General features: G+C 66.6%; 29 protein-coding genes. 12 read left to right on the top strand and 17 right to left on the bottom strand.

Annotated elements, in window-relative coordinates:
* Positions 1–2: 2 nt before the first annotated feature.
* The 4 genes from C4S70_RS10935 to C4S70_RS10920 all read right to left on the bottom strand — a co-directional run bounded on the left by C4S70_RS10935 (position 3) and on the right by C4S70_RS10920 (position 2,990).
* Positions 3–755 carry a heme ABC transporter permease gene (locus C4S70_RS10935; RefSeq protein ID WP_104008148.1) on the bottom strand — a complete coding sequence of 251 codons (753 nt, stop codon included), beginning with the start codon at positions 753–755 and terminating at the stop codon, positions 3–5.
* Positions 756–802: 47 nt separating this feature from the next.
* Positions 803–1,459, bottom strand: coding sequence for a heme exporter protein CcmB (gene ccmB / locus C4S70_RS10930; protein WP_104008147.1), 657 nt, complete (start codon positions 1,457–1,459; stop codon positions 803–805).
* Positions 1,456–2,070 (bottom strand): heme ABC exporter ATP-binding protein CcmA, encoded by a 615-nt coding sequence (ccmA, locus tag C4S70_RS10925; RefSeq protein ID WP_104008146.1) that lies wholly within the window; start codon positions 2,068–2,070, stop codon positions 1,456–1,458. Before ccmA ends, ccmB begins: the two co-directional genes overlap by 4 nt.
* Before the next feature lie 161 nt (positions 2,071–2,231).
* On the bottom strand, positions 2,232–2,990 hold the full coding sequence (locus tag C4S70_RS10920; protein ID WP_104008145.1) for a heme-dependent oxidative N-demethylase family protein: 759 nt from the start codon (positions 2,988–2,990) through the stop codon (positions 2,232–2,234).
* A gap of 113 nt (positions 2,991–3,103) precedes the next feature.
* Between C4S70_RS10920 and dddP the strand changes: the two genes are divergently transcribed.
* A complete protein-coding gene (dddP, locus tag C4S70_RS10915; protein ID WP_104008144.1) occupies positions 3,104–4,450 on the top strand; it encodes a dimethylsulfonioproprionate lyase DddP in 1,347 nt (448 codons plus the stop codon).
* 81 nt (positions 4,451–4,531) lie between these two features.
* On the opposite strand, the gene C4S70_RS10910 is transcribed toward dddP, so the two are convergent.
* Positions 4,532–4,981, bottom strand: coding sequence for a cupredoxin domain-containing protein (locus tag C4S70_RS10910; protein ID WP_146064205.1), 450 nt, complete (start codon positions 4,979–4,981; stop codon positions 4,532–4,534).
* A 224-nt stretch (positions 4,982–5,205) separates the two neighbouring features.
* Between C4S70_RS10910 and C4S70_RS10905 the strand changes: the two genes are divergently transcribed.
* Positions 5,206–6,420, top strand: coding sequence for a bifunctional alpha/beta hydrolase/OsmC family protein (locus tag C4S70_RS10905; RefSeq protein ID WP_104008142.1), 1,215 nt, complete (start codon positions 5,206–5,208; stop codon positions 6,418–6,420).
* 6 nt (positions 6,421–6,426) lie between these two features.
* On the opposite strand, the gene C4S70_RS10900 is transcribed toward C4S70_RS10905, so the two are convergent.
* The 3 genes from C4S70_RS10900 to C4S70_RS10890 all read right to left on the bottom strand — a co-directional run bounded on the left by C4S70_RS10900 (position 6,427) and on the right by C4S70_RS10890 (position 8,027).
* A complete protein-coding gene (locus tag C4S70_RS10900; RefSeq protein WP_146064204.1) occupies positions 6,427–6,693 on the bottom strand; it encodes a hypothetical protein in 267 nt (88 codons plus the stop codon).
* Between the two features lie 14 nt (positions 6,694–6,707).
* A complete protein-coding gene (locus C4S70_RS10895; RefSeq protein ID WP_104008140.1) occupies positions 6,708–7,142 on the bottom strand; it encodes a hypothetical protein in 435 nt (144 codons plus the stop codon).
* A 285-nt stretch (positions 7,143–7,427) separates the two neighbouring features.
* On the bottom strand, positions 7,428–8,027 hold the full coding sequence (locus C4S70_RS10890) for a biotin transporter BioY (protein ID WP_104008139.1): 600 nt from the start codon (positions 8,025–8,027) through the stop codon (positions 7,428–7,430).
* A 194-nt stretch (positions 8,028–8,221) separates the two neighbouring features.
* Between C4S70_RS10890 and C4S70_RS10885 the strand changes: the two genes are divergently transcribed.
* A complete protein-coding gene (locus C4S70_RS10885; protein ID WP_104008138.1) occupies positions 8,222–8,479 on the top strand; it encodes a DUF6455 family protein in 258 nt (85 codons plus the stop codon).
* 4 nt (positions 8,480–8,483) lie between these two features.
* On the opposite strand, the gene C4S70_RS10880 is transcribed toward C4S70_RS10885, so the two are convergent.
* Positions 8,484–8,915, bottom strand: coding sequence for a DUF6314 family protein (locus C4S70_RS10880; protein WP_104008137.1), 432 nt, complete (start codon positions 8,913–8,915; stop codon positions 8,484–8,486).
* An 83-nt stretch (positions 8,916–8,998) separates the two neighbouring features.
* Between C4S70_RS10880 and C4S70_RS10875 the strand changes: the two genes are divergently transcribed.
* The 4 genes from C4S70_RS10875 (at position 8,999) to C4S70_RS10860 (ending at position 13,277) form a co-directional block, all read left to right on the top strand.
* Entirely contained in the window at positions 8,999–9,340 is a 342-nt protein-coding gene (locus tag C4S70_RS10875; protein ID WP_104008136.1) for a TfoX/Sxy family protein, read from the top strand.
* Positions 9,341–9,475: 135 nt separating this feature from the next.
* Positions 9,476–10,600: a carboxylate-amine ligase gene (locus C4S70_RS10870; RefSeq protein ID WP_104008135.1), complete on the top strand. Its 1,125-nt coding sequence runs from the start codon at positions 9,476–9,478 to the stop codon at positions 10,598–10,600.
* A gap of 132 nt (positions 10,601–10,732) precedes the next feature.
* Positions 10,733–11,923 (top strand): phosphoglycerate kinase, encoded by a 1,191-nt coding sequence (locus tag C4S70_RS10865; RefSeq protein WP_104008134.1) that lies wholly within the window; start codon positions 10,733–10,735, stop codon positions 11,921–11,923.
* Positions 11,924–12,575: 652 nt separating this feature from the next.
* Entirely contained in the window at positions 12,576–13,277 is a 702-nt protein-coding gene (locus tag C4S70_RS10860; protein WP_200822755.1) for an RlmE family RNA methyltransferase, read from the top strand.
* Here the strand turns inward: C4S70_RS10860 and C4S70_RS10855 are convergent.
* The 4 genes from C4S70_RS10855 to C4S70_RS10840 form a co-directional block, all read right to left on the bottom strand.
* The gene (locus tag C4S70_RS10855; protein WP_146064203.1) at positions 13,274–13,462 is read right to left on the bottom strand and encodes a hypothetical protein; all 189 of its coding nucleotides are present in this window, start codon (positions 13,460–13,462) and stop codon (positions 13,274–13,276) included. The genes C4S70_RS10860 and C4S70_RS10855 overlap by 4 nt on opposite strands.
* Before the next feature lie 194 nt (positions 13,463–13,656).
* Positions 13,657–14,949 (bottom strand): MmgE/PrpD family protein, encoded by a 1,293-nt coding sequence (locus C4S70_RS10850; RefSeq protein WP_104008131.1) that lies wholly within the window; start codon positions 14,947–14,949, stop codon positions 13,657–13,659.
* Positions 14,950–15,004: 55 nt separating this feature from the next.
* Positions 15,005–15,562, bottom strand: coding sequence for a DUF4453 domain-containing protein (locus C4S70_RS10845; RefSeq protein WP_104008130.1), 558 nt, complete (start codon positions 15,560–15,562; stop codon positions 15,005–15,007).
* Positions 15,563–15,593: 31 nt separating this feature from the next.
* On the bottom strand, positions 15,594–16,049 hold the full coding sequence (locus tag C4S70_RS10840) for a type II toxin-antitoxin system RatA family toxin (protein WP_104008129.1): 456 nt from the start codon (positions 16,047–16,049) through the stop codon (positions 15,594–15,596).
* A gap of 72 nt (positions 16,050–16,121) precedes the next feature.
* Here C4S70_RS10840 and hpt point away from each other — a divergent pair, with 72 nt between their 5' ends.
* From hpt to C4S70_RS10830, 3 genes are all read left to right on the top strand, one after another.
* Positions 16,122–16,661: a hypoxanthine phosphoribosyltransferase gene (hpt, locus tag C4S70_RS10835; protein WP_104008249.1), complete on the top strand. Its 540-nt coding sequence runs from the start codon at positions 16,122–16,124 to the stop codon at positions 16,659–16,661.
* Entirely contained in the window at positions 16,658–16,822 is a 165-nt protein-coding gene (locus C4S70_RS18835; protein WP_200822754.1) for a hypothetical protein, read from the top strand. Before hpt ends, C4S70_RS18835 begins: the two co-directional genes overlap by 4 nt.
* A gap of 204 nt (positions 16,823–17,026) precedes the next feature.
* Positions 17,027–17,296, top strand: coding sequence for a hypothetical protein (locus C4S70_RS10830; protein WP_146064202.1), 270 nt, complete (start codon positions 17,027–17,029; stop codon positions 17,294–17,296).
* Between the two features lie 19 nt (positions 17,297–17,315).
* Here the strand turns inward: C4S70_RS10830 and C4S70_RS10825 are convergent, their stop codons facing one another.
* From C4S70_RS10825 to C4S70_RS10810, 4 genes are all read right to left on the bottom strand, one after another.
* The gene (locus C4S70_RS10825) at positions 17,316–17,894 is read right to left on the bottom strand and encodes a DUF924 family protein (RefSeq protein ID WP_104008127.1); all 579 of its coding nucleotides are present in this window, start codon (positions 17,892–17,894) and stop codon (positions 17,316–17,318) included.
* Between the two features lie 156 nt (positions 17,895–18,050).
* Positions 18,051–19,319 carry an MFS transporter gene (locus C4S70_RS10820; RefSeq protein WP_104008248.1) on the bottom strand — a complete coding sequence of 423 codons (1,269 nt, stop codon included), beginning with the start codon at positions 19,317–19,319 and terminating at the stop codon, positions 18,051–18,053.
* A gap of 121 nt (positions 19,320–19,440) precedes the next feature.
* Positions 19,441–20,487: a tRNA preQ1(34) S-adenosylmethionine ribosyltransferase-isomerase QueA gene (gene queA, locus C4S70_RS10815; RefSeq protein ID WP_104008126.1), complete on the bottom strand. Its 1,047-nt coding sequence runs from the start codon at positions 20,485–20,487 to the stop codon at positions 19,441–19,443.
* Positions 20,488–20,533: 46 nt separating this feature from the next.
* A complete protein-coding gene (locus C4S70_RS10810; RefSeq protein ID WP_104008125.1) occupies positions 20,534–23,884 on the bottom strand; it encodes a YhdP family protein in 3,351 nt (1,116 codons plus the stop codon).
* An 81-nt stretch (positions 23,885–23,965) separates the two neighbouring features.
* Between C4S70_RS10810 and C4S70_RS10805 the strand changes: the two genes are divergently transcribed.
* Positions 23,966–24,427 (top strand): peroxiredoxin, encoded by a 462-nt coding sequence (locus tag C4S70_RS10805; protein WP_104008124.1) that lies wholly within the window; start codon positions 23,966–23,968, stop codon positions 24,425–24,427.
* Positions 24,424–25,251 (top strand): ferritin-like domain-containing protein, encoded by an 828-nt coding sequence (locus C4S70_RS10800; protein ID WP_104008123.1) that lies wholly within the window; start codon positions 24,424–24,426, stop codon positions 25,249–25,251. Before C4S70_RS10805 ends, C4S70_RS10800 begins: the two co-directional genes overlap by 4 nt.
* The last annotated feature ends 51 nt before the right edge of the window (positions 25,252–25,302 follow it).

Genomic DNA, 25,302 nt, shown 5'->3' with positions numbered 1-25,302 from the left:
GATCAGGCTCCCACCCTTTCGCGCGCCAGCAGCGCCTTGGTGCGCCGGGCGCGGATCTCGGTGCCGGTGCGGTAGAGCACCAGCGCGATGAACAGCAGCACGAAACCAGCGATGGTCAGCACCAGCGGATAATAGAACACGTCCGCGACGTGCTCTTCCTTGTCGAGGCTGAGCGATGCGCCCTGATGCAGCCCCTGGTTCCAGAAATTCACCGCGTATCGGCTCAGCACGGCAAAGACCGAGCCGACGATGCACAGGACGGCCGTCAGATCGGCGGCGGTATCGGGGTTCTCGATCGCCTCCCAGAGCGCGATGTAGCCCAGGTAGAACAGGAACAGGATCAGAAATGACGTCAGCCGTGGATCCCAGGCCCACCAGGTGCCCCACATCGGCTGTCCCCAGATCGCCCCGGTGATCAGCGCGATCACCGTCATCGTCGCCCCGATCGGCGCGGCGGCGCGGGCGGCCAGCGCGCTGACATGGTGGCGACGCACCAGCCAGACCAGCGAGGTCACCAGCATCATCAGCCAGCAGTTGATCGCCAGCATCGCCGCCGGGACATGCAGGTAAATGATCTTTACCGTGGATCCCTGCCGGTAGTCATCCGGGGTAAAGAAGAAGCCCCAGACCAGTCCCGCAACCGTGGCGATCGCGGCGGTGGTCCAGAAGAAGGGCAGCGCGCGCTCGGTCGTGGCCAGGAACTTGCGCGGGTTGGCGTATTCCCAGAGCGCGTTCATTTTCTGCGAGATCGACATGGGTGCTATCTAGCCCTTCTTTTCACCGCCGGCAATTCATTCGCTGCTCACCGCAGGTTGATCCGCAACACCGCCGCGCTGGCGAACGGCAGCAGCGCGATTACTGCGGCCGTAATGCCCGCGAGCATGAGAAGCGACGTTGCAGTGTCCATGCCCAGCGCCCCGCGCCGGGCGACCTCGGCCCCGAAGATGAGCGTGGGCACATAGAGCGGCAGCACCAGCAAGCTGAGCAGCAGCCCGCCGCGTTTGAGCCCCACGGTCAGCGCCGCGCCGAAGGTGCCGATGACGCTAAGCGCGGGGGTGCCCAGCGCCAGCGAGATCAACAGCCATGCATAGCCCGCCTGCGGCAGGTTCAGGAGAATCCCCAGCACCGGCGCGGCCAGCACCAGCGGCAGGCCGGTGGTCAGCCAGTGCGCCAGCGCCTTGATCGTCACCACGCCCTCCAGCGGCAGCGGCGCTGTGGCCAGCAGGTCCAGCGATCCGTCCTCCCAGTCGAGCGCCAACAGCCGGTCGAGCGACAGCAGGCAGGCCAGCAGCGCGCCCAGCCACAGCACGCCCGGCGCGATGGACTGCAAAAGCGCGGATTGCGGGCCCACACTGAACGGAACCAGCGTGGTCACGATCAGGAAGAAGGCCAGCCCCAGACCGAAGCCGCCGCCTGCGCGGAAGGCCAGTTTCAGGTCGCGCGACAGCAGGGCGATCACAGGAAGCCTCCGTCGAAATCCTCGATGGGCGGGGGCGTGGCCTTGAAGGGGCCAACGTCCAGCGTCTCGCCCTCGAGCCCCAGTTCGATATGGGTGGCGATGAGCGCGCTGCCGCCCTTGGCCAGGTGCGCGCGCACGGCATCGGCGAACATGGCCACCGCGCTTTTGTCCAGCGACACGGTGGGTTCGTCCAGCACCCAGATCGGGCGGCCCGTGACCAGCAGCCGCGACAGGCCCAGCCGGCGTTTCTGCCCTGCCGAGAGATTGCCGGCGTGGCGGTCGGTCAGGTCGCCCAGGTCATAGGCGTCCAGCGCGGGCTGTATCGACCCCGCACCGAACACGCGCGCCCAGAAGGTCAGGTTCTCGGCCACCGTGAGAGTCGGCTTGATGCCGTCGGAATGGCCGGCATAGGCGATGCGGTCCTCGGCCCCCTTGATCCGCCCGGAGATTGCGGGCTGGAGGCCGGCCACGGTGCGCAAGAGCGTCGTCTTGCCGATCCCGTTGGGGCCGCGCAGGATCAGCGCCCGGCCGGCATCGAGCGTGAAGCTCAGCCCTTCGAGCACCGGCACGCCGCCTCGGGCGATGCTGAGATCGGTCACCGTGAGTGTCATGGCAGCGGCTTAGCCGATCGGGATGGGGGGAGGAAGAGCGGATTTGCGAGGAACGCTGCCCCTCGCGCCGGAAGCGCGGAAAAACGACCCATGCGAGGGGCGCTGCCCCTCCCGCTCCCCGGGGTATTTCGGACCAGAAAGAAGCAGGGGCGGGGGACGGCTCATGGGGATGAAGGCTGGGACGTTTGTTCAAGGGCCAAGGCGTCGGCACGGGTCAGAACATAGGTGTGGATGGAAAAGACCACGGCGCGGGTTTGCGGAAGGCGCATCAGGCACTGGCGTTCGCTGCGGAAGAAGGGCGCCGTGGCGGAATCGACCGGATCTCGGCCGTCGCGTTCGCCGCGGGGCTGATGCAGGGCGGGATCGTCATACCACAGCGCGTTGAAGCGCCAGAGCGGGCGGCCCGGCTGGATGCCGTCGAAGAGCCGCTGGACCCGGGCGGCGATATTCGGGTCGTAGTCGGCGACGGGGTCGTGAATCGTGGTGAGCGGGCGCCGGAACTTCTCGGCCAGGGACCAGCTGGCGGGAAAACAAAGGGCGGCGGCGGTGAGCATGTGTTCGCCGCCGCGTTTTTCGAGAATGCAGAGGTCTTCCTGCACCAGCCGGGCCAGCGTGCCCATCGGGTCGGCCCGGTCGATCGGCACGGTGGCGCCGTCGGGCCGGGTGACCCGCTCTGCGGCGCCGGCGTAGGCGTGGGTAAGAGCCGTATCGAGAAGCTCCTGCGCAGCCGGTTCCGCCGCCGCGTCCAGCGCGATCACCGCATCCCGGCGGGTCGCGACAAGCTCGTCGCGCAGCGCCATCTGGCCGGCGAAGGCCTCATCCCGGATCAACCAATCCGAGGAGTCCAGCGGCGCGATCCCCGGCAGGCGGCGGGGGGCGAAGGCGTCGTAGGGAATCGTTTTCTGCAAGATCGCGGTCATGGCCCCCGGTTACACGCGGAGGCCGGAAAACGACATGAAAAAGTGTCGCTTGCGGGACGGCACAGGTCGCGCGGCGCGCCCAGAGTGCTGGAGACGGCCACGGGAGGCGCGAGATGCAGACGAGCCATTACCGCGACATGCGCAAGATCGACCCGACGCGGGGCGACCGGCTGGGGGACGGCACGCCGAACGACGGCAACCGGATCGAGATCGGGCCGACTCGGCTCGCCTTTGCCGAATGGGCCGAGGCGGGGCTGGAGTTGCCCGACCTGCCGCGCATGCGCGAACATCGCTGGAGGCGGCTGACCCGGCACATCGTGGAGCGCGACTATGCGGGGCTTTTGATGTTCGATCCGCTCAACATCCGTTACGCTACCGACAGCACCAACATGCAGTTGTGGAACACCCACAACCCGTTCCGCGCGGTGCTGCTGTGCGCCGATGGCTACATGGTGATCTGGGACTACAAGAACTCGCCCTTCCTGACCGCCTTCAACCCGCTGGTACGAGAGGCGCGGTCGGGGGCGGATCTGTTCTATTTCGACCGGGGCGACAAGATCGACGTAGCCGCGGATGCGTTCAGCAACGAGGTGCGCATCCTGCTGGCCGAACACGCACCCGGCAACCGGCGGCTGGCGGTGGACAAGGTGATGCTGCACGGGCTGCGCGCGCTGGAGGCGCAGCGGTTGCAGATCATGGAGGGCGAGGAGGTGACCGAGAAGGCCCGCGCGGTGAAGGGCCCGGACGAGATCCTGGCCATGCGCTGCGCCATGTATGCCTGCGAGAAATCGGTTGCCGAGATGGAGCGGTTCGCGCGCGAGAACGTGCCGCGGGGCGAGACCAGCGAAGACGACATCTGGGCGGTGCTGCATGCCGAAAACATCCGCCGCGGCGGCGAATGGATCGAGACCCGGCTCTTGACCAGCGGGCCGCGCACCAATCCGTGGTTTCAGGAATGCGGGCCGAGGATCGTCCGGAACAATGAAATCCTGGCCTTCGACACCGATCTCATCGGCAGCTACGGCATCTGCGTGGACATCTCGCGCACCTGGTGGATCGGCGATCGAAAACCGCGCGCCGACATGATCTATGCGATGCGGCACGCCCATGAACACATCATGACCAACATGGAGATGCTGCGCCCCGGCGTCACCATCCCCGAACTGACGGCCAATGCCCACAGGCTCGACGACCGTTATCAGAAGCTCAAATATGGCTGCCTGATGCACGGGGTGGGCCTGTGCGATGAATGGCCGCTCGTGGCCTATCCGGACAAGGCGGTGCCGGGCGCGTTCGATTATGCGCTGGAGCCCGGCATGGTTCTGTGCGTCGAGGCCTGCGTGGGCGAAGTGGGGGGCGATTTCTCGATCAAGCTCGAGGATCAGGTGCTGATCACCGAAAACGGGTATGAGAACCTGACCACCTACCCCTTTGATCCGGCATTGATGGGCGAGGAATGACGCCCCCAGGCCGCGTCCGATCGCTCGGCGCGGCCCAATAGACGGAGAGCGGGGCGGATGGCTCCGCTCTCTATGTCTGGATTACTTGATGCGGGCCTTGGCCCACATGCCGGCTTCCTTGTGGCCCTCGATCTCGCAGGTGATCTCGGCATCGTCCACGGTCTGAACCGGCACAAAGAACCAATCCACCGTCTTGTGAGGGCCGATCTCGACTTCGTGGATCTGGCCCTTGATCTCGGCGATCAGATCGCCGTCGGGGGTCTCGATCTCGACCTTGCGTGTAAAGATACGCTCGGTCAGTTCGTTCAGCGACACCTCGTGCTTGATGTCGTCCACGTTGACCATTTCCAGCTTGTAGGCCTTGCCGGTTTCAAAGGTCAGGTCATTGGGCTTGAAATACATCCCATCGTCATTCGTCCCCATCTCCAATCGCACGGTCTGGACGTTTGCGCGGCTCAGATCACCGGCGGCCCAACCCGCCCCGGCAGTTCCCAGTGTGACAACCACCGCAGTGACAAGAATACTTTTCATTCCGTTGGTCTCCTCTTGCGCGGGGTGGTGACCGCCACCATCCCACCTCACGAATCGAGCAATTGCTCATTCGCGCGCGCTTCCATGCGCCAGATCAAATTGAAAAAAGGCGCTGCGGAGAGAGGCGTCCTGTGCCGCTTCACGAAGGCGCGACATGGGTTGCCGGAGAATGCGGCGGCGCTCAGATTGGATCTCGCGCTCATGCCAAGGGACGGAGACGAAAAATGCCAATCGAAAAGATCACCTTTTCCGGCCACGACGGCGGCAATCTGGCCGCGCGGCTGGATCTGCCGGACGGTCCGGTTCTGGCCACGGCGCTGTTCGCGCATTGCTTTACCTGCGGCAAGGACATCCCCGCCGCGCGAAGGATTGCGGGGCGGCTGGCCGCGATGGGGATCGCCGTATTGCGGTTCGATTTCACCGGGCTGGGCCATTCCGGCGGCGAGTTCGCCAACACCACCTTCGCCTCGAATGTCGGGGATCTGGTCGCCGCCGCACACTACCTTGCCGGGCGCGGCATGGCCCCTGCCCTGCTGGTGGGGCACTCGCTCGGCGGGGCGGCGGTGCTCAAGGCGCGCGCGCGCATCCCGTCGGCCCGCGCGGTGGCGACGCTGAACGCGCCATTCGATGTCGCGCGCGTGACCCGCCACTTTGCCGAAGCCCTGCCCGACATCGCGCGCGAGGGCGTGGCCGAGGTGACTCTGGCCGGCCGCCCGTTCCGCATCGGCAAGGCATTCGTGGAAGACGTATCGCGCGAATCGCTGACCGATGCGCTGGCCAACCTCAAGGCCGCGCTTCTGGTCATGCACGCGCCGCGCGACGAAGTGGTCGCCATCGACGCCGCCACCGCCATTTTCAAGGCCGCGAAACATCCCAAGAGCTTCGTCACGCTGGACACCGCCGATCACCTGATCTCGCGCGCGGAGGACGCCGAATACGCCGCCGACGTGATCGCGACATGGTCGCGGCGCTATCTCGACCTGCAACCGCCCGCCCCACCCCCCGGCGCGCCCGAGGGCGTCGTGCGCGTCACGGAGACCGACCCGGACGGCTTTCTGCAGGACGTGCAGGACGGGCCGTGGCACCATGTTCTGGCCGACGAACCCACGGATTTCGGCGGAACCAACCGGGGCATGACCCCCTACGGCTTTCTCGCAGCGGGGCTGGGGGCCTGCACCTCGATGACGATCCGCATGTATGCCCGCCGCAAGGGCTGGCCGCTGACCGGCATCAGCGTCGATGTCACCCATGACAAGATCCATGCCGAGGACGCGGCATCGGGCCGGCCCGTCAAGATCGACCGTTTCACCCGCCGCATCCGCCTGTCTGGGGATCTGGATGACGCGCAGCGCGCGCGCCTTCTGGAGATCGCGGACAAATGCCCCGTGCATGGCACGCTGACCCAAGGCGCGCGGGTCGAAACCGAACTGGCCGACTGACCGGCCTCAGTGCCGCGCCGGCAGCGGTGTGGGCCTCGGCCGGTGGATCGGCGGGGTCGGCCGGGGCGGCACGGTGCCGATCGGCGGGCGTGGCGGCGCCGGCCGATAGCCCGGCGGCGGACAGCCGGGACAGCCGTAATAATAGTCGTTCCACAGCAGCGAATCGTAATAGACGCTCGAGGATGACGGCTGAGCATCGGGATCGCAGGCGGCGAGCAACAGGGCAGCCCCCATGACCCCCAGACCAAGACTCAATCGGCGCGGCAACATCATCGGTGCTGTCTCCTTCATCGCGCGACGCGGAATGACCGGTAGATCGCGTTCACCTCGTCGATGGCCGTTTCGCTGACGCCCGGCTCCATCACCGCCACCGAAACCGCCATGCGCCCGCCCGGAAGGTCGATCACGGTCGCCACAAACGAAACGGAATGGCCGTCGCGGGTGCCGCTGCCGCTGAAGCTGAGCGCGGGCAGCCCGCCGATCCGCAGCCGCCGGCCCGGAGAGGTTTGCGGATTCTTGACCAGAAACGGGCTGATATCCCTCAGATATGCCGTGGCTGCGGCAAAGTCGGACACGCCTTCGGGAGAGACGAAGCCCACCCAGACCCTGGGCTCGGCGGTCGGCTGCAGCCCGATCACCCGCTGCACAAGGCGCGGCTCATCCCGCGAGGGCGGCGTCAGCACGCGTTCGCCGCCGCTGCGCACGGTCCAGAAATCGGGCACCTCGACACGAAACAGCGCCCGCTCGCCGTCCTTTTAGGTCACCGGCATCCCGGCAAAGGCCGCGCCCGCCGCGAGAACTGCCAAACCGGCCGGCAGGGTTCGCAAAATCCTGTGCAGTGCAGATTGAAACATCCAGCAGTCCCCGAAAACCCCGAAAAGAAATGCCGTCAGGCTAGCGGGATGTCCTCCGCCTGTCGAGACGCGCAACGCACTGTCGGGCCGCCGCACGCGGAACGAAAAAGGCCCGGACGCTTGGCCCGGGCCCCATCTTCGAATTCTCTCGCCTCAGGCGCGGGCGTTGCCCACCAGCTTCCACAGGGTCGGCATCAGAACCGCCGCCAGCGCCAGCTTGATCGCATCGCCCACCAGGAACGGCGTCAGGCCCCATTGCAGGATCGGCTTGTCCCAGCCGTAGAGCTGCCCCAGCCACAGCAGGCCGGGAACATAGATCAGCACGTTGCCGATCAGCATGGCCAGCGCCATCTTGCCGAAGGACCGATCCCAGCCGCGCGCGGCCAGCGCGCCCAGTGCCACGGTGGCCAGCACATAGCCCACCAGATAGCCGCCGGTGCCGCCCATCATGTAGGTCAGGCCGTATTTCTCGGCCGACGATCCGGCAAAGACGTCAAAGCCCAGCGCGCCCACCAGCAGATAGCCCAGGATCGTCGCCAGCCCCAGCCGCGCGCCATAGGCCGCCCCGATCGACAGCACGGCGAAGGTGCCCATCGTGATCGGCACCGGCCACATCGGCACCTTGATCTTGGCCGAAATTGCCAGCGCGGCGATGCCCAGAACCACCAGCGCCACCTGCTTCACGCGCAACGCGGCCCCCTCTTGCGGCCCCAGCACCTCGGCCAGAACACCCTTGGTCGCAGCCAGGCTCATGTCACGTTCTCCCTTTCCTCAGTCGTGAACCGTTCGCAACTGAATGCCGCAATCTCTGCGCTGCCGCAACCCGGATTTGCACACGCAGCAATCGAAGGCTTCCGCCGTTTGACCGAAATCAAGGCCGCTCCCCCGACCTGCGCGTCAGTCTGGTGTCACTTCGATGCATCGACCCCGCGCAAGGAGGAATACCCATGGGCATCTTTTCCAAGGTCTTCAACAGCAGCGATCTGGTCAGCGGCATGGCGCGCCGCCTGGGCGCGGACATCGCGTCCGACCTGTTGGAAAACCCCGACATGAACGCCACGAATATGCGCAGCCTCGTGATCCGCTGCGCCGCCTGCCGTGATCAGGAAGGCTGCGCGGCGCTTCAGCAGGGCCGGGCACACCTGGACCACGCGCCCGACTACTGCATGAACAAGGACTACCTGGAACATCTCGCCCGGGGCTGACCGATCAGCCCGCGGCGCGGCGGTAGTCCGTGACCATCACGTAATCCTTGCGCGGCCCGCGCACACGCCAGCGCGCGCGCCACAGCGGCCAGTTCGAGAAATCGTAGTCTCCCGCATAGAGATCGGGCGGACAATCGTGCAGATCCTCGGACCGCAAAGCACCCAGCGCGATGCGGTGAAAGAACCGGCCGTCGTCGAAAAGGACATTGATGGCACCCTCGTCACCTTCCCAAAGATAGCGCCTCTGGCCCTGCAAGGGTTTCTGACCGGTCAGCTCCAGCGTCAACGCCTCGTCACAGGTCAGCCGCCGCGCCCCGACGGCCACGAAGGTCGCCGTGCCTTGCCCGCGGATCACCTGCCCCGCCCGCAGGTCGTCGATCCGGCGCTTGATCCGCCAGTGGCCCGCAAAATCCTCGATACCCTCAGGAACCGCCATGCTCGCCCTTTCCGCCGAACGGGCAGCGCTGTCAATCCCACCTGCCGGTTTCCTTCGCCGCCTGCGCCCGCTACAGTCGCGCCATGCCCGAACCCGCCTCCTCGATCCGCAATCTCGGCCCGGCCTTCGAAGCGGCCTGCGCGCGCGCCGGCATCCACTCGGCCGAAGATCTGCGCGCGCTGGGCGCCGACGAAACCTACGCGCGCCTGCTGCAAAGCGGCACGAAACCGCATTTCATCGGCTACTACGTTCTGGTGATGGGATTGCAGGGCCGCCCCTGGAACGATTGCAAGGGGGCCGAGAAACAGGCCCTGCGCGCCCGGTTCGACGCGATCCGCGCCCGCGCCTTCGATCCCCACCGCTCGGAATTCGAGGCCACGCTCGACGCGATCGGCGTGATCGAACGCCCCGTTTCCCGCGGCTGACCCCCCTCTTCATCTTGCCCGCAAATACTCCCGCCGGAGGCAGCGCGCCGCAGGCGCGCTTTCGGTCGCACCATCAAAGGCTTGGCAACCCCGCCCGAACGCGGTTCACTGCCTCCCAGGACGGAGGAACAACCCATGCCCCAAGACTTTACGCTCGGCATCGAAGAGGAATACCTTCTCGTCGATCGGGAAACCCTCGATCTCGCCATCGCGCCCGAGGGGCTGATGGAGGCCTGCCAGCGCGATATCGAAGGCCAGGTCAGCCCGGAATTCCTGCAATGCCAGATCGAGATCGGCACCGCCGTCTGCGCCGACATCCACGCAGCGCGCGCCGACCTGCGGCGTCTTCGCAGCACGATCGCGAAAAACGCCGCCGAATACGGCCTTGCGCCGATCGCGGCCTCCTGCCACCCCTTCTCGGCCTGGCGCGAGCAGCATCACACGAACAAACCCCGCTACAACGAACTGCGCCGCGATCTGGGCGGCGTCGCGCGCAGGCTGTTGATCTGCGGCATGCACGTCCATGTCGGCCTGGAAGCCCCCGAATTGCGCACCGACATCGTCAACCAGCTGACCTATTTTCTGCCGCACCTGCTGGCCATGTCCGCATCCTCTCCGTTCTGGCAGGGCGATGACACGGGGCTTGCCTCCTACCGGCTGACGGTGTTCGACAACCTGCCGCGGACCGGCCTGCCGCCCCGCTTCAATTCCTGGGGCGAATATGAACGCACGGTGCGGATCCTCGTTGACCTTGGCCTAATCGAGGACAGTTCCAAGATCTGGTGGGATCTGCGCCCTTCGGCGCGCTTTCCCACCATCGAGGCGCGGATCTGCGACGTGTCGCCCCGGCTGGAAACGACCCTGTCCATCGCCGCGCTGATCCAGTCGCTGACGCGGTTCCTGTGGCGGCTCAAGGGCCGCAACCAGCGCTGGCGGATCTACGACAATTTCCTCGTGGCCGAAAACCGCTGGCGCGCCCAGCGCTATGGCATCGGCGGCGGACTGATCGACTTTGGCCGGCGCGAAGTCGTTCCCTTTGCCGAACTGCTTGACGAGATCATCGAACTGGTGGCCGAGGACGCCGAGGCGCTGGGATGTCTGAAAGAGGTCGAAGCCGCGCGCACGGCGATCGAAACCGGCACCAGCGCCGACCGGCAAAGGCGGGTCTATCGCGAATCGATCGAGGCCGAGAAGCCCCACGACGCGGCGCTGCGCGACGTGGTGCTGCACCTGATCGAGGAGTTCCACGCCGATCTCTGAGGCCGCCCCGGCCCGGCCGGATCCGCGCCGCGCTGCGGCGGCGGTTCGGGGTCGCGGGTGATGTGACGCATTGACCAGGATGCGGAATCCCGTGAAACAGCGGGCGATTTCAATTCTCGACAGGGGGAGCCGATGGGCTGGAAGACGCTGGACGACATGGACCTTGCGGGCAAGCGGGTTCTGGTGCGGGTGGATATCAACGTGCCTGTCAAGGATGGCCAGGTGACCGACGACACCCGCATCCGCCGGGTGGCGCCGACGGTGGCCGATATCCTCAAGGCCGGTGGCAAGCCAATCCTTCTGGCCCATTTCGGCCGGCCCAAGGGCAAGGTGGTGCCCGAGATGTCGCTGCGGCCGCTGGTTTCCGCGCTTGAGGCGGCCTTTGGCGTGCCGGTCCTGTTCTGCGCCGACTGCCGAGGCCCCGCGGCCGAGGCCGCGGTCGAGGCTCTGAAGGAAGGCCAGGTTCTGCTGCTTGAAAACACGCGGTTCTGCCCCGGCGAAGAGAAGAACGACCCCGAGCTGGCGGCCGAGTTCGCGAAGCTGGGCGACGTCTATGTCAACGACGCCTTTTCCGCCGCGCACCGGGCGCATGCCTCGACCGAAGGCGTGGCGCGGTTGCTGCCCTCCTGCGCGGGACGGCTGATGCAGGCGGAGCTGTCGGCGCTGGAAGGCGCGCTGGGCAACCCTGAACGTCCGGTGATCGCCGTGGTGGGCGGGGCCAAAGTGTCCACCAAGCTGGATCTGCTGGGCAATCTCGTGGAAAAGGTGGATCACCTGGTGATCGGCGGAGGGATGGCCAACACGTTTCTTGCCGCGCAGGGCCTCGACGTGGGCAAGTCGCTGTGCGAGCACGACATGGCGGCGACGGCGGTGGACATCATGGCCAAGGCCGACAAGGAAGGCTGCGAGATCCTGCTGCCGGTGGACGTGGTGGTGGCACGCGAATTCAAGGCGGGCGCGGCGCATGAGGTGGTGGCCGCCAATGCCTGCCCGGTGGACGCGATGATCCTGGATGCGGGTCCGGAAACCGTGGCGCGGATCGGGGCCGTGATGGAAGGGGCGAAGACGCTGATCTGGAACGGCCCGCTGGGCGCCTTCGAGATCGAACCCTTTGACGCGGCCACCAATGCGGCGGCGCGCAAGGCTGCCGAACTGACCAAGGCCGGCAAGCTCAAGACCGTGGCCGGCGGAGGCGACACGGTGGCCGCGCTGAACAAGGCCGGGGTGGCGGGTGACTTCACCTATGTCTCGACCGCCGGCGGCGCGTTCCTGGAATGGATGGAGGGCAAGACCCTGCCCGGCGTGGCCGCGCTCGAGGGCTGAGCGGCGGAGGTCCGCACGCGGCGGTGACGGGACCGGGAACCAGCCCCCGCCCCCCCCCGGGAGGTCTCAGCGAAAGGCGCGGATTCCGGTTGTGTCGAAAGCGGCGACATTTGGGGTCATGCGCAAGGAATTCATCTCCCGGCGCGCCCCTTTCGTCGGTCCCGAACTTGAGGATCACCCCGCGGTCACGCCCTTGCGGTCACGCCCTTGACGGGATCGAGGCGGCGACCCACTGGTCGCGGATCGAACCGCTTCTGCCTCAAGCGGCAAAGGAGAAGGGCCGGCCCGGCTATCCGGCGCTGACGCTGATGCTAGCCGCTGCCAGCGGCAACCGGCCGCGATCGCCTGGAACCTCGCCAAAGACGCGCGCCTCATGGCAAGTTCGGCTGATCGCCCCCCCGAGCCGTTCTCTTCGCGTCGAACCGTGGCGACACCCCGCCCAACCCGGCGCGTCCGCCCATTCGAAAACAACCGCAAATGCCCGCGCACAGTCGGAACTCCCGAAAACGGCGCCTTTCGCCGAGGCCTCCCGGGGGTATTTCAGACAAGCTGAAGAAGCGAGGGAAAGCTGAACGATGGGCCATGGCATGAGAACCCTTGCCGGCCGCGCATCGAACGCGTATCTCCCTTGGTCTGAATGGAGACCGGGGCCATGGCCAAGAATACTTCCGGGCGCGGACAGCGCGATCTGAAGGTCAAGGTGAAGACCGCGCGGGGGCGCAAGCTGAGTTCGACCCGCTGGCTGCAGCGGCAGCTGAACGACCCATATGTCAAGCGCGCCAAGGCCGAAGGCTATCGCGGCCGCGCTGCGTTCAAGATCCTGGAGCTGGACGACAAGTTCCGCTTTCTGGTGCCGGGGGCGCGGGTGGTGGATCTGGGCTGCGCGCCGGGCGGGTGGTGTCAGGTGGCGGTGAAGCGGGTCAACGCGCTGGGCGAGAAGAAGGGCAAGGCCGTGGGCTCGGTTCTGGGTGTGGATTTGCAGGAGGTCGAGCCGATCCCAGGCGCCGAGATCCACCAGCTGGATTTCATGTCCGAAGGCGCCGACGACAAGGTCAAGGAATGGCTGGGTGGCAAGGCCGACGTGGTGATGTCGGACATGGCGGCGGCCTCCTCGGGGCACAAGCAGACCGATCATCTGCGCATCATCGCGCTGTGCGAGGCTGCGGCGTATTTTGCCTTTGACGTGCTGGACGAGGGCGGCACCTTCGTGGCCAAGGTTCTGGCCGGCGGGGCCGAAGGCGAGTTGCAGAAGCTGCTGAAACAGAAATTCGCCAAGGTTCAGAACGTGAAGCCGCCGGCATCGCGGGCCGACAGTTCCGAGAAATTCGTGGTGGCGACGGGGTTCCGGGGTTAGCCGGCTCGCGGCGGCTCAGGCGGGCGACGCCAGGAGCGTTCGGCCTGATCCTTGAGACGAGCGAACGCCGTGTCGCGCCGGTCGATCCGGGCCCGCCACCGCTGGCGGTCGGTGATCCGGGCGGACAGGCTTTGCTGGCGCAGCAGTTCGAAGAGAACTGCGTGGCGCGGATCCTGGCGAGGCATGCGCGTATCCATCTTGCGAATTTCCGTCTATTGGCAGCGGAACGAAAGCCTCGCAGGAAATTTTGCGCAAAACGCGGCCACTCCGTGTCAGCATTTTGGCGCGGGCGCAGCCCGGAGAATGGTCCCGGGCGAGCTTTGCAGTTTTTCTTCCACCAGCTACGCATGATCGGATCAATGCGGCAATATGTGCAGAATCAGGGCCGGAGAAATGTGGCGAAGTCTCCGGCGCCGGCATTTGCATGCAGACAGGCCCAGACGGCGTCGGCCCTGTCCGGGCCGATCAGCGCCGCGGCCTTGGCGCGAACGCGCGTCTGCCTTTCGGACAGGTGGATCGGGTGCAGAAGGTCGCGGCGCGCAGTCAGGCGGCGGCCGTCGCGCAGGGTGAGTTCCAGTTCGGCCGCCGTTTCGGAAAGCGCATCGTCGGACTCGACCGTGACCCGGTCGCGCAGCGCAACGACGCGCGGGTCGGCGCAGATGGCGTCCGAGAAGCTGTCCAGCCGCGCCGTGTCCATGCCCGCCGCCGCCATGGCCAGAACCGTGCGATAGCTGAACTTGGCCCCCAGTCCCGTGGTGGGTGCGGGCTGGTTGCAGACGCTCATCCAGCGGGGATGGGTGCGGACATGGATCGCCGCCACGTCCCGACCCGCAATGTCCAGTTCCCGCGCCGCCTCGAGCGCCGCATGCAGCCCGTGGCAGCAGGCGTGAAACTTGTGGCTGACGTCTTCGAACAGCCAGCGTTCGCCCAGCCCCCCGGTGGCGGCGACGCTGTCCCCCGCTCCGTGATGGGTCGCGCCGAAGCCCTGCGCGCCGTCCAGCGCCTCCGGGTTGGCGATCAGGCCGCGGCGCACCAGAAGCGCGGCCTCGACCCCGGCCGATGCGGCAAGGCCCGCGTTGAACGGCTTGCCCATGGTGCCGAACTGCGCCTTGAGCCCCGCCGCGCGGGTGGCGGTCAGGCCCAGCGCATGGGCCATCCCACCCGCATCCAGCCCGGCCAGCCGCCCCGCCGCCGCAGTCGCGCCGAAGGCGCCTGCGGTGGCGGTCTGGTGAAACCCTCGCTGGTAGTGATCGCGCCCCAGCCACAGGCCGACCCGGATCGACAGTTCCGCACCGACCAGCGCGGCCTCGAGCAGCTCGGACAGCGACCGGTCGAACAGCTCGGCCACGGCCAGCGCCGCGGGGAATACCGCGACGGACGGGTGGCCGATATGCGCGAAATGCGTGTCGTCATAGTCGAGGGCGTGCGAGATGGTGCCGTTGACCAGCGCCGCCATCCGCGCCGGGGCCATGCCGCCACCAAAAAGATGCGCCTGCCGCGCGCCGCCCTCCTCTTCGGCCTGGGCGCGCAGGATGCGGGACACCGGCTCGTCCGCGCCGGCCCTCCCGACGGCGAGCCAGTCGAGCGCCGAGAGCCGGATCACGACGCGCGCGGCGTCGCTGGCCCGAACCGGGGCGGTCGCGAATTCGGCAAGTGACGTCGCAAGCATCATGCGCCGACATTAGCGCAAGCGCGCCGCAATGAAAGCGCCGATACGGCAGGCGCGCTCAGCCGGCCTCGGCGGCGCAAGGCACCGGGCCCGGCCAGTAGAGCCAGCCCGCGCTCTTGAACGGGCCCCATACCGGTGCGTGGACCTGGACATATGCCCAGTCGCCGACGGGAAGGTGGGAAAAGGACACGTAGTCGCCCGCTGTCACCTGGCCGATCGCGTGGAACGGCCCGCGATGGCCGGAATAGAGCGGGGTGACCGGGCCGGTCCAGCCGAGACAGCCCCAGCCCAGCTCGTCCGGGATCGGCAGATCCTGAAGCACCCGGCGGAACGCGATGTCGGGCAGATCGAGCCAGCGGCGCGAGGTATCGACCCGGCAGCCGTGGCGCGCCTCGATCTGCCGGATCCGGGCCACCAGCGCCGCCTCCGGCGACGCGAGCCGGGGCTGCACCCCGGTGCAGTCGGCATTGTCGAACAGCGCCTGCCCCAGCGGCGTGGAAAAGCAATGACCGGCGCGGTCCATGATCAGGTTTCGGGTGAACCACAATTCCTTGCAGCCGGTACCGGCGGCGGCCGACCCCGCCAGCCAGGCGAACAGGAACATCGCACGCAGCATGTCCCGATGATGAGGGCGAAAGAAGGGTTCGTCAAGCGCCCCGCGGGTAAAGCTCGGCCGCGCGGGTCTCGAACGCGCGGACGATGCGCTGCATTGCCTCGTTGAACACCGCGCCGATCACCTTTTGCAGAATGGCGTTGCGGAACTCGAAATCGACGTAAAACGACACCTCGCACCCGCCCTCATCGCAATCGCGAAAGGTCCAGTTCGACTTGAGATACCGGAACGGGCCATCGAGATATTCGGTGTCGATCTTCAATTGCGCTGGCCACAGCGTCACCCGGCTGCCGAATCGTTCGCGGAACACCTTGAAGCTGATCACCAGATCGGCCTCCATCAGTTCGTGGTCGTCCTGCGGCACGCGCCGACGGATCCGGGCCGCCGCGCACCAGGGCAGGAATTTCGGATAGGACGCCACATCGGCCACAAGGTCATACATCTGGCGGGCGGTATAAGGCAGGCGTCGTGTTTCCGAATGGCGCGGCATCTGGCAACCGTTTGAGTGGTGACAGTGGCGCCCCATGTCGTATGGTTGGGCGCGAAGATCAAGGGGGGCATCATGCCGAAGCGGCCTTATGTCATAGAGGAAATGATCTCGGCCAAGGCGATCGCGGCGCGGATCGAGGAACTGAGCCGGGAAATCGCCGAGGAATTCGAGGACACCGACAAGCTGGTGGTCGTGGGGCTCCTGCGTGGCAGCTTCGTGTTCATCGCCGATCTGGTGCGCGAACTGGACCTGCCGATCGAGGTCGATTTCATCGAGGCCTCCTCCTATGGCGATTCGATGGAATCGAGCCGCGAAGTGCGCATCCTCAAGGATCTGCGCGGCGCGATCGAGGGCCGCGACGTGCTGGTGGTCGAGGACATCATCGACACCGGGCACACGCTGAACCACGTCACCAACCTGCTGCTCAGCCGCGAACCTGCGCGGCTCAAGACCATCGCGCTGTTGAACAAGCCCAGCCGGCGCGAGGTCGAATTCGTGGCCGACTGGATCGGCTTTGAGATCCCCGACGAATTCGTCGTGGGCTATGGGATCGACTTTGCCCAGCGCAACCGCAACCTGCCCTTCATCGGCAAGGTGAGCTTTGTCGAATGACCCGATGGTTCCTGCGCATGGCGAAATGGGCGCACCGTCCGCCGTCCGAGGCGCGGGTCAAGCTGGTGCTGGCGATCATCGCCATTGTCCTGATCATCTACGGGATCGAATGGCTGGGGCTGTGGCCGGACTGGGCGAAGACCGGCAAGATGCGCCCGTGATGCCAGGGCGTCGGGACAGAGAAGGATTATTACATGGCCAAACTGCTGAAGGATCTCGCGCTGGCGCTGGTGAACGCGACCCTGCTGCTGGCGGCGCTTTGCCTGTTCTTCGCATGACGGCTGACCGCAACCGTCGACGGGATGGTGGGAACGTTTGCCTCCAACTTGCAGGTGGTCGCCCCTCTGCGTCAGGATGTGCAGGCCATGACCACGGAACTGGCCGCGCTGCGGACCGATCTGGTCGCGCTCAAGTCGCAAACGGGGGAGGTCAACTCGGCCGCGTTGCAGGCGGTGCAGGCGCGGGTGGCGAAGATGGAGGCGCGCGTGGTCCAGGCCGGCGACAGGATCGACGCGCTGAAAGCGGCGCCGCGCGAACTGGTCGATCAGGCGATCGAAACGTCGATGCAATCCGCCGCCAGAGCGTTTTCCGCGGCCGTCAACGACATCCGCACCTGCGTGCCCGCAGAGGGCTGACGCGCGGGGCTACGACGGCTCAGCCGGCCGCCTGCAACCTGCGCAGGGTTGCGCCATAGCCGCCGAGTTCGACGTATTCTGCCTCGGCCCCGGTCGTCGCGCGATGCAGGGCCTCGTTCCGATAGGGGAAGCGGCCGAATTGACGGATCACCTCGCGGTGGGCGCGAGCGTGTAGCAGGTTGCTCTCGCCGGTCAGCGGCATCCGTTCGCACAACAGCCGCACGCACCGGTCCTGATCGCACAGGTTTTCCGAATGCATCAGCGGCAGATAGAAGAACTGCCGCGCCGGTTCGTCGATGCGCATGTCCCAGCCCTTGTCGATCGCCGCCTTGGCCGCCGCCAGCGCCGCCCGGTCCGAGGCAAAGGCGCGCCCCTCGCCGCGGAACATGTTGCGCGGGAACTGATCCATCAGAATGATGTAAGCCAAGGTGCCGCTGGGATAGGTCAGCCACAGCGAAAACCGCCCTTCGCACGCCCCTTCCCACGTCTCAAGAAACCGTTCGCGCACCTGCGCATCCAGCGCCGGGTCCGATACATACCAGCCGGACTCTCCGACCTCATCCAACCAGAAACTCAATACCTCTTCGGGACCAACCATCTGCCCTTCTCCAGTCCTTCATGCCCCAGGATCATGAAAAAACGTTAAGCGCCGATTTGATGCGCCTGATAGTAAAAATTTGTGACGCCGCGGAAATATTGCAAGAATGCGACATGTCGCAGCTGTCGCCTTGTCGCCTTTCGTGAACATTTTCCCCTATCCGGTCGCTTCGGCTTCGTCTTCCAGCTGCGCCTCGGCGGCGTATTCCTGGGCCAGTTCGACGGCCACCGGCGATGCCGTCGGATAGACCGGCGCAAAGGAGCTGGTTTCCTCGACCGGGGTTGGCGCGCGCTGGGTGGTCCGGTAGAGACCATAGGCCACCAGCCCGAACAGCAGTGCAGCCATGAACATGAAAAAGCCCGCCGGCCCGAACACGGCATCGTCCATCACCCAGCCGGTAATCAGCGGCCCCGCAATCGCGCCCAGCCCGTTGATGAAGACCAGCCCGCCCGACGCCGCGGCCATGTCGTCCGGTTCGAGATAATCATTGGTATAGGCAATCAGCAGCGAATAGAGCGGGTTCGTCATCCCCCCGATCAGGAAAGCCGTGCCCAGAAGGACGGGAAACCGGTCCCCCATCGTCATCGCGATCAGCGCCCCTGCACCACCCAGGCCCGACACGATCAGGACCAGGGCGCGCCGGTCCATCCGGTCGCTGACCCAGCCCAGCGGATATTGCAGGATCAGCGCCCCCACATAGAAGGCCGCCACAAAGGTCGAGATCTGTGCCAGCGTCAGTCCGGCGGCCGCGCCATAGACCGCGCTCATCCCGAACTGGGCGGAAAAAACGCCGCCCAGCAAGAACATACCGACACAGCCCAGGGGCGAAATCGCCATCAGTTCCTTCAGGCTCAGCGGCTTGACGGTCTCAAAGGCCGGCGTCGGGCTGATCGACAGAAGGATCGGTCCGAACGAGATCGAGATCAGCACGGACGCGATCACGAAGGTTTCGTATCCCGCCGGGTCGCCCACCAGCAGCAGCGCCTGCGCCGACACGATGCCCAGCATCTGAACGATCATGTAAAGCGACAGCGCCTTGCCGCGGTTTTCATTGCTGGCGGCATTGTTCAGCCAGCTTTCGGCGGTGACATAGACGCCGGAGAAACAGAACCCGATGATGACGCGGCCGAGAAACCAGGTCACCGGCGTGGCAAACATCGGATAGAGGATCATCACCGCCGAGATGAAGGACGCCAGCGCCGCGAACACCCGGACGTGCCCCACCCGCCGGATCATGTCGGGGGCCATGCGCGACCCGCCCAGGAAGCCGATGAAATAGGCCGACATGACCGTGGACATCTCGAGCGTGGAAAACCCCTCGATCTGCCCGCGCACACCCAGCAGCGTGCCCTGAAGGCCGTTGCCGACCATCAGCAGCCCCACGCCCAACAGCAGCGCCCAGGCGCCCGCCAGAACCTGTAGCATCCGCGCGCCTCCGTCGCCGCCGATTTCTGTTCCGATCATCCTATCCGATGCGATGCGGCCCCAGGCGGCCTGTCCACGACAATCTCATGCCGTTTTCCGCCACTGTTTCCGGGCCGCCGAATCAGGGGATCAGAAGCGACGCGTCCCCATAGGAAAAGAACCGATACCTTTCGCGGATCGCGTGGTCGTAGATTCGGCGGATCCGTTCCTGCCCCATCAGCGCCGACACCAGCATCATCAGCGTGGATTTCGGCAGGTGGAAGTTGGTCATCAGCGCGTCGGTCACCTGGAACCGGAAACCGGGATAGATGAAGATGTCGGTCTTGCCCTCCCACGGCCGGATCACGCCGTCGCGGGCAGCGCTTTCGATCAGGCGCAGCGCGGTGGTGCCGACCGGGATGATCCGGCCGCCGCTGGCGCGGGTGGCTGTGATCTCGGCGGCGGCCTGTTCGGTGACCCTGCCCCATTCGGCGTGCATCTTGTGGGTGGTCACGTCCTCGACCTTGACCGGCAGAAAGGTGCCCGCCCCCACATGCAGCGTGACATGAGTGAACTGCACACCCATCCCGCGCAGCCGCGCCAGCAGCGGTTCGTCGAAATGCAGCGAAGCGGTGGGGGCGGCCACGGAACCGGAATGACGCGCGAACACGGTCTGGTAATCCTCGCGGTCGCGCTCGTCCGCGGGGCGGCGCGCGGCGATGTAGGGCGGCAGCGGCATCTGGCCCGCCCGCGCCAGCGCCGCATCGAAATCGTCGCCCTCCAGATTGAAGCGCAGAATACCCTGTCCGCCCTCGACCGACCCGAGCCGCGCCGAAAGCCCGCCTTCAAAGGCGATCTCCTCGCCCGGCTTCACCTTCTTCAGCGGCTTCAGCAGCGCCGCCCAGCCGCCGCCTGCCCGCGGCTCGAGCAGCGTCACCTCGATCCGCGCCGAAACCTCGCCTTGCGGCGTGGCGCGGTGACGCCGGCCACTCAGGCGGGCCGGGATCACGCGGGTGTCGTTCAGCACCAGCCGGTCGCCGGGGCGCAGCCAGTTGCCAAGATCGCGCACGATCGCGTCGGTGATGGCGTCGCCTTCGGCCACCAAGAGCCGCGCCGAACTGCGCGGCGTCACGGGCCGCGTGGCGATCAGGTCCTCGGGCAGGTCGAAATCGAAGTCACTGAGTTTCATGGCGTCGCGATATAGCCGCTTGGCGGCGGATTGACCACAGGGCGCCTCATCGGTCCCCGCCCGCCGGGCCTTGTGTCCCGTCCCCCCTGTCGGGCCGTGGCCTGTTGGGGTCGGCGGGCGGCGCGCCGCGGAAGATATCGCGGAACATGCCCGGTGCCAGCGCCGACAACGGGTTCACCTGGACACGGGGCGATTCGGCCGGCCCCGTCAGCCGATAGCTGAAGCCCAGAAGACCTTCGCCTCGCCGTGTCAGGATACTGCCGAGCGCATTCAGGACGTAGACCGGGGAGACGACTCCGCGCATGTCCAAGTTTTCGGCTTCAAAGTCATAGGTGCCGTCCATCGACAGCCCCATCGATGCGCCTTCGGCGCTGCCCTGATAGAGCGTCAGCCGCTGCGGATCGAGCCGGAACCGCGCTTCGACGGTCGAGAACAGGATCCCCTGCCCGGCGAGTTCGTTGATCAGGCCCACCACGCTGATCGCGTTCAGCAGCGCGGCGATGGCCGGCGCGTCCTTGATCCGGGTGTTCTCGATCTTCAGCGTGCCCTCATAGGTGCCCTCGGATTCCACGGGGATCAGGGTCATCGTGAACTGCCCGCCCCAGGCCTTTTTCAAAATGCCGGCCGCGCGCATGACCGCACCGCCGTCGCCGGACCGCACCCGCACCGCGCTGCGCCCGTTGCGGGGCACGACGGTGCCCTCCACCTTGACCTGTCCGTTCAGCAGGCCCTCGAAAATGCCATTGAACCCGCCCCCAGTCGAAAACGTGCCCGCGAAATCGGTCAAGGCGATGCTGTCGGTTACCTGCAGCCGGGACAGCCGGATGGTCAACGGCACGTCTTCGCCGTTTTCCCCGCCGCCAAAGGTGGCGCGGCGCAAGTCCACGGTGCCACCTTCGATGCGGATCTCGGGCGTGCGGTCGCCGCGTCCGATCATGGTAATCGGCGAATCCAGCCATCCCCCCAGACGCACCCGATCGAACTGCGCCTGCTCCAGCCCCCCGCCGGGCCGGTTCAGAACCGTGCCGGTGGCGTTGAGCCCCGGCGCCTGCAATTCCAGCCTGTCGATACGGGTCCGCTCTCCCAGCACGCCGCGCAGTTCCAGCCGCCCTGGCGTGGTTTTCGGCTTGGACCAGTTCACCTGCGGGATCCGCAGCCCGACGCCCACCAGATCGGAGCTCAGCGACAGGGCGGGCGGCTGGCCCGGCGCGAAATCCAGCTGGAACCTCCCCTTGCCCTTGCCCGACACGCTGCCGGGCGGCAGCCCCACGGCAAAGGTCTGCAACAGCCTGGGCGACAGTTCGATCTCGCCTTCAAGCCGGCTCTTCTTGGGCACGCCCTTGCCGATCCGCTGCCGCCAGACCGCGCGAACCGGAACCTCGTCGATTCGCGCCCCGCCCGAAATCGACACCTCCCGATCAGCGATCCGGACCGACATCACCGGGGCCGCGAGGACGTGGCCGGGAACCAGAACCGTGCTGCGCGGAGCGACGATGTCGCCCTCGACCCGCAGGTCCATTTCCTCGAACTGCGCGCCCTTCTTCAATGGCAGATCCAGCGTGCCGGTTGCCCGCACCAGCCCGTCGGCAAGGTCCACCGGCAGCGGCGTGCCCTTCAGGACGTTCAGCGGCGGCCGGTTCAAAAGCGACATCACCGCAGTGACCGAGCCGCTTCCGGCCAGGCGAACCCGCGCAGGCGCGGCCTTCTTGATCGACACGTCGGGGATGATGAAGGACGTGCCCGCGATCTCTATCGCGCCGCCCTTGTCGGCGGGGATCCGCCCGCCGGTCGCCGTCACCGAAAACCGCTTGCCGACCAGCGAAGCGTGGCCTCGCGCGCCCGCGATGGGCGGCATGGTTTTCAGAAACCGGACCGAAACCCCATCAAAATCGAAATCCGCGGCGATCTCGGGCTTTTTTCCCGGCAGGCGGCGCAGGGCAAAGTCGAGATCCACAAGGCGCCCGCCCCAAAGATTTTCGGAAACCCACTTCCGCGGCTTCGGCGCAAGCCGAAGCGGCCAGAGGTCCACTGCGCGTTCCGGCGTCAGCCTCTCCGCCTGCCCCTGCAACAGCAGACGCCATCCCTCCAGTTCGGCCGTCAGATCCCCGCCGACCCGAAAGGTGTTGTCGCCATCGTTCACGCGCAGCTCCCCCAGCGTGAACCGAAACGGCGCGGGGACGAGCCGGAAGTCGAGGCCCACCTCCCGGAATTCCAGCGGCTGCGCGAGCTGCCCCTCGGGATCGAGCCTCAGCCTGCTGACTGAAAACTGCGCTTCCATGTCCACCAGCGCCCCGTCAGGGCCGGTGTTCAGAAAGGCTCGCCCCACCGCCGCGCCGGAGGCCCAGGCGCTCTCTACCGCCAGCTCGTCAAAGGTGAGCGTCTGCTCCTCCGGATCATAGGTAAAGTAGCTGCGCGCGCCATGAAACGGGATCGGGCGGGTCCGTTCGGTGGGCTGGATCACGCCCGCGCCGATCTGAAGGGTGGCCGAGAGGGGCGCCAGCGCGCCGGTTTCGTCCAGCCCGCTTCGCAACGCGCCCGAAATCGGCGCCCGAAGCACCCCCAGCCAGGCCAGCGCCGGGCTTTGCGCGGCAATGTCCTGGGCCAGGATGTCGCTGACCGAGGCGCCGAACCGCGCCCCCAATTCGCCAATCGTGCTGGAATAGCTCAATTCCACGGAACCCGCGGAATCGCGGCCGCTGAGAAGAGAAAAGGCTGCGGATATGCCGATATCGCGCCCTTCCCGCAACACGCGCACGACCCCGCCGTCGAGCGTCCAGGCCCGCCCCTGGCGCAGATCCTCATACCGCAGGGTCAGGCTGTCCATGGTGATCTCGTCCAGCGCCGCAAGCTGCGGCCTGTCCCAGTTGCTCTCGAAGGACCGAATCAGATCGGGGACGCTTGCCGCCTGCCCCAGGGGGATACCGCCGCCAAGGCTGAGCTCCACCTTGCCGTCCCGATTGCGGCGCAATGTGGCCTGCACGCCGCTGAACGCAATGTCATCCGGTTCGATCCGCCCCTGCAGGATCGACGCGAGCGCCAGGCTGACCTGCACGTCGGCGACCCTCAGAAGGGATCGGCCCTCGGCGTCGCGCATCTCGAAATCCAGCAGTTGCAGCCGCGGGTGCCAGTCCTCGTCGAGCACGAACTGCATGTCTCCGAACGTCGCTTGCAGCCCGGCGACGGCCTGCTCCACCCGTTCCTCCAGCCGCGCGCGCACATATTCCGGCATGTGCAGCTTCTGCCCAAGCAGCATGATGACGGCGACCAGAACCGTGGACGCCAGCACCACGGTGATGCGCATGGACCAGATGCTGACGCGCCGGGCATGCAGCAGCGTCCTGTGGGCCACCTGTGCCGGGGTCAGGCGCGGCTTGTCGTTGGTGTTCTCGTCGCCCATCCCGCGCCATCCGCCGCTTCAAACTTGCCTGTTCCGGCCCGATATGGAACTGAACCGCCAGAGCCTGAAAGGAAATGTGCCATGCCTGATGTCAACGATATCGCCCCCGATTTCACGCTGCCCCGCGCGGGGGGCGGCGATGTCACCCTCTCGGCGCTGCGCGGCAGGCCGGTCGTGCTGTTCTTCTACCCACGCGATGATACGCCGGGCTGCACGAAGGAATCCATCGGGTTTTCCGAACATCTGCAATCCTTTGCCGAGGCCGGCGCGCAGGTCTTCGGCATTTCCAAGGACACGCTGGCCCGGCACGAGAAATTCGCCGCCAAGCACGGGCTCGCCGTGCCGCTTCTGTCGGACGCCGAATCCCATGTCTGCGAAGATTACGGCGTGTGGAAAGAAAAGGTGAACTACGGCAAGCGCTACATGGGGATCGAACGGTCCACCTTCCTGATCGACGGCGACGGGCGGATCGCGCGGGTCTGGCGCAAGGTCCGCGTGCCCGGCCATGTCGAAGAGGTGCTGCAAGCGGTGCGCGCGCTATGACCCGGACGCTGACGCAGATGGCGGTGGAGGTGCTGACCACCGCGGACGGTCGCGAAAAGACCGCGCTGTCGCGCCGCCACGCGGCCGCCTGGTTCGCCGCGCGCGCGGGCCGGGCGGATCCGATCCCTGTTGGCACCGCCGACCCGCCGCTGCGCCCGGCCCGCCCGGCCAAGCCGGAACTGCTGAATCCCCGCGACGTGCCCAAGCGGAAACCCGGCTCGCCCGCGGGACGCATCGCACTGCTGCACGCGGTAGCGCATATCGAACTGAACGCGGTGGATCTGCACTGGGACATCGTCGCGCGCTTTGGCCACATCCCGATGCCCGCGGGTTTCTACGACGACTGGGTCAAGGCGGCGGATGAGGAATCGAAGCATTTCAACCTGGTCTGCGACTGCCTGGAAGGCCTGGGCAGCCACTACGGCGCCCTGCCCGCCCATGCCGGGATGTGGCGGGCAGCCGAGGGCACGGCCGACGACATCATGGGCCGGCTGGCGGTGGTGCCCATGGTTCTCGAGGCGCGCGGCCTCGACGTGACGCCCGGCATGATCGAGATCTTCCGCAAGGCGGACCTGCCCGACGTGGTCGCCGCGCTCGAAGTGATCTATGCCGAGGAAGTCGGCCACGTCGCCTACGGCTCCAAATGGTTCAACTTCCTTTGCGGACGCGAAAACGCCGACCCCAAGGAACGGTTCCACGAACTTGTGCGACGCTATTTCAAGGGGGCGCTGAAGCCGCCCTTCAACGAAGCGAAGCGCGCCGAGGCCGGCCTGCCGCCGGACTTCTACTGGCCGCTGGCCGAGGGAAGCAACATCCGGGAGTGAGCGCGGGACAAGCCGCGCATCGACTTCTTCATCTTGCCGAAAATACTCCGG

This window comes from Jhaorihella thermophila (assembly GCF_900108275.1).
Taxonomy (GTDB): Bacteria; Pseudomonadota; Alphaproteobacteria; order Rhodobacterales; family Rhodobacteraceae; genus Jhaorihella; species Jhaorihella thermophila.
Note: the sequence above shows the minus strand (reverse complement) of the source record. Positions and strands in the feature narration are given on the sequence as shown.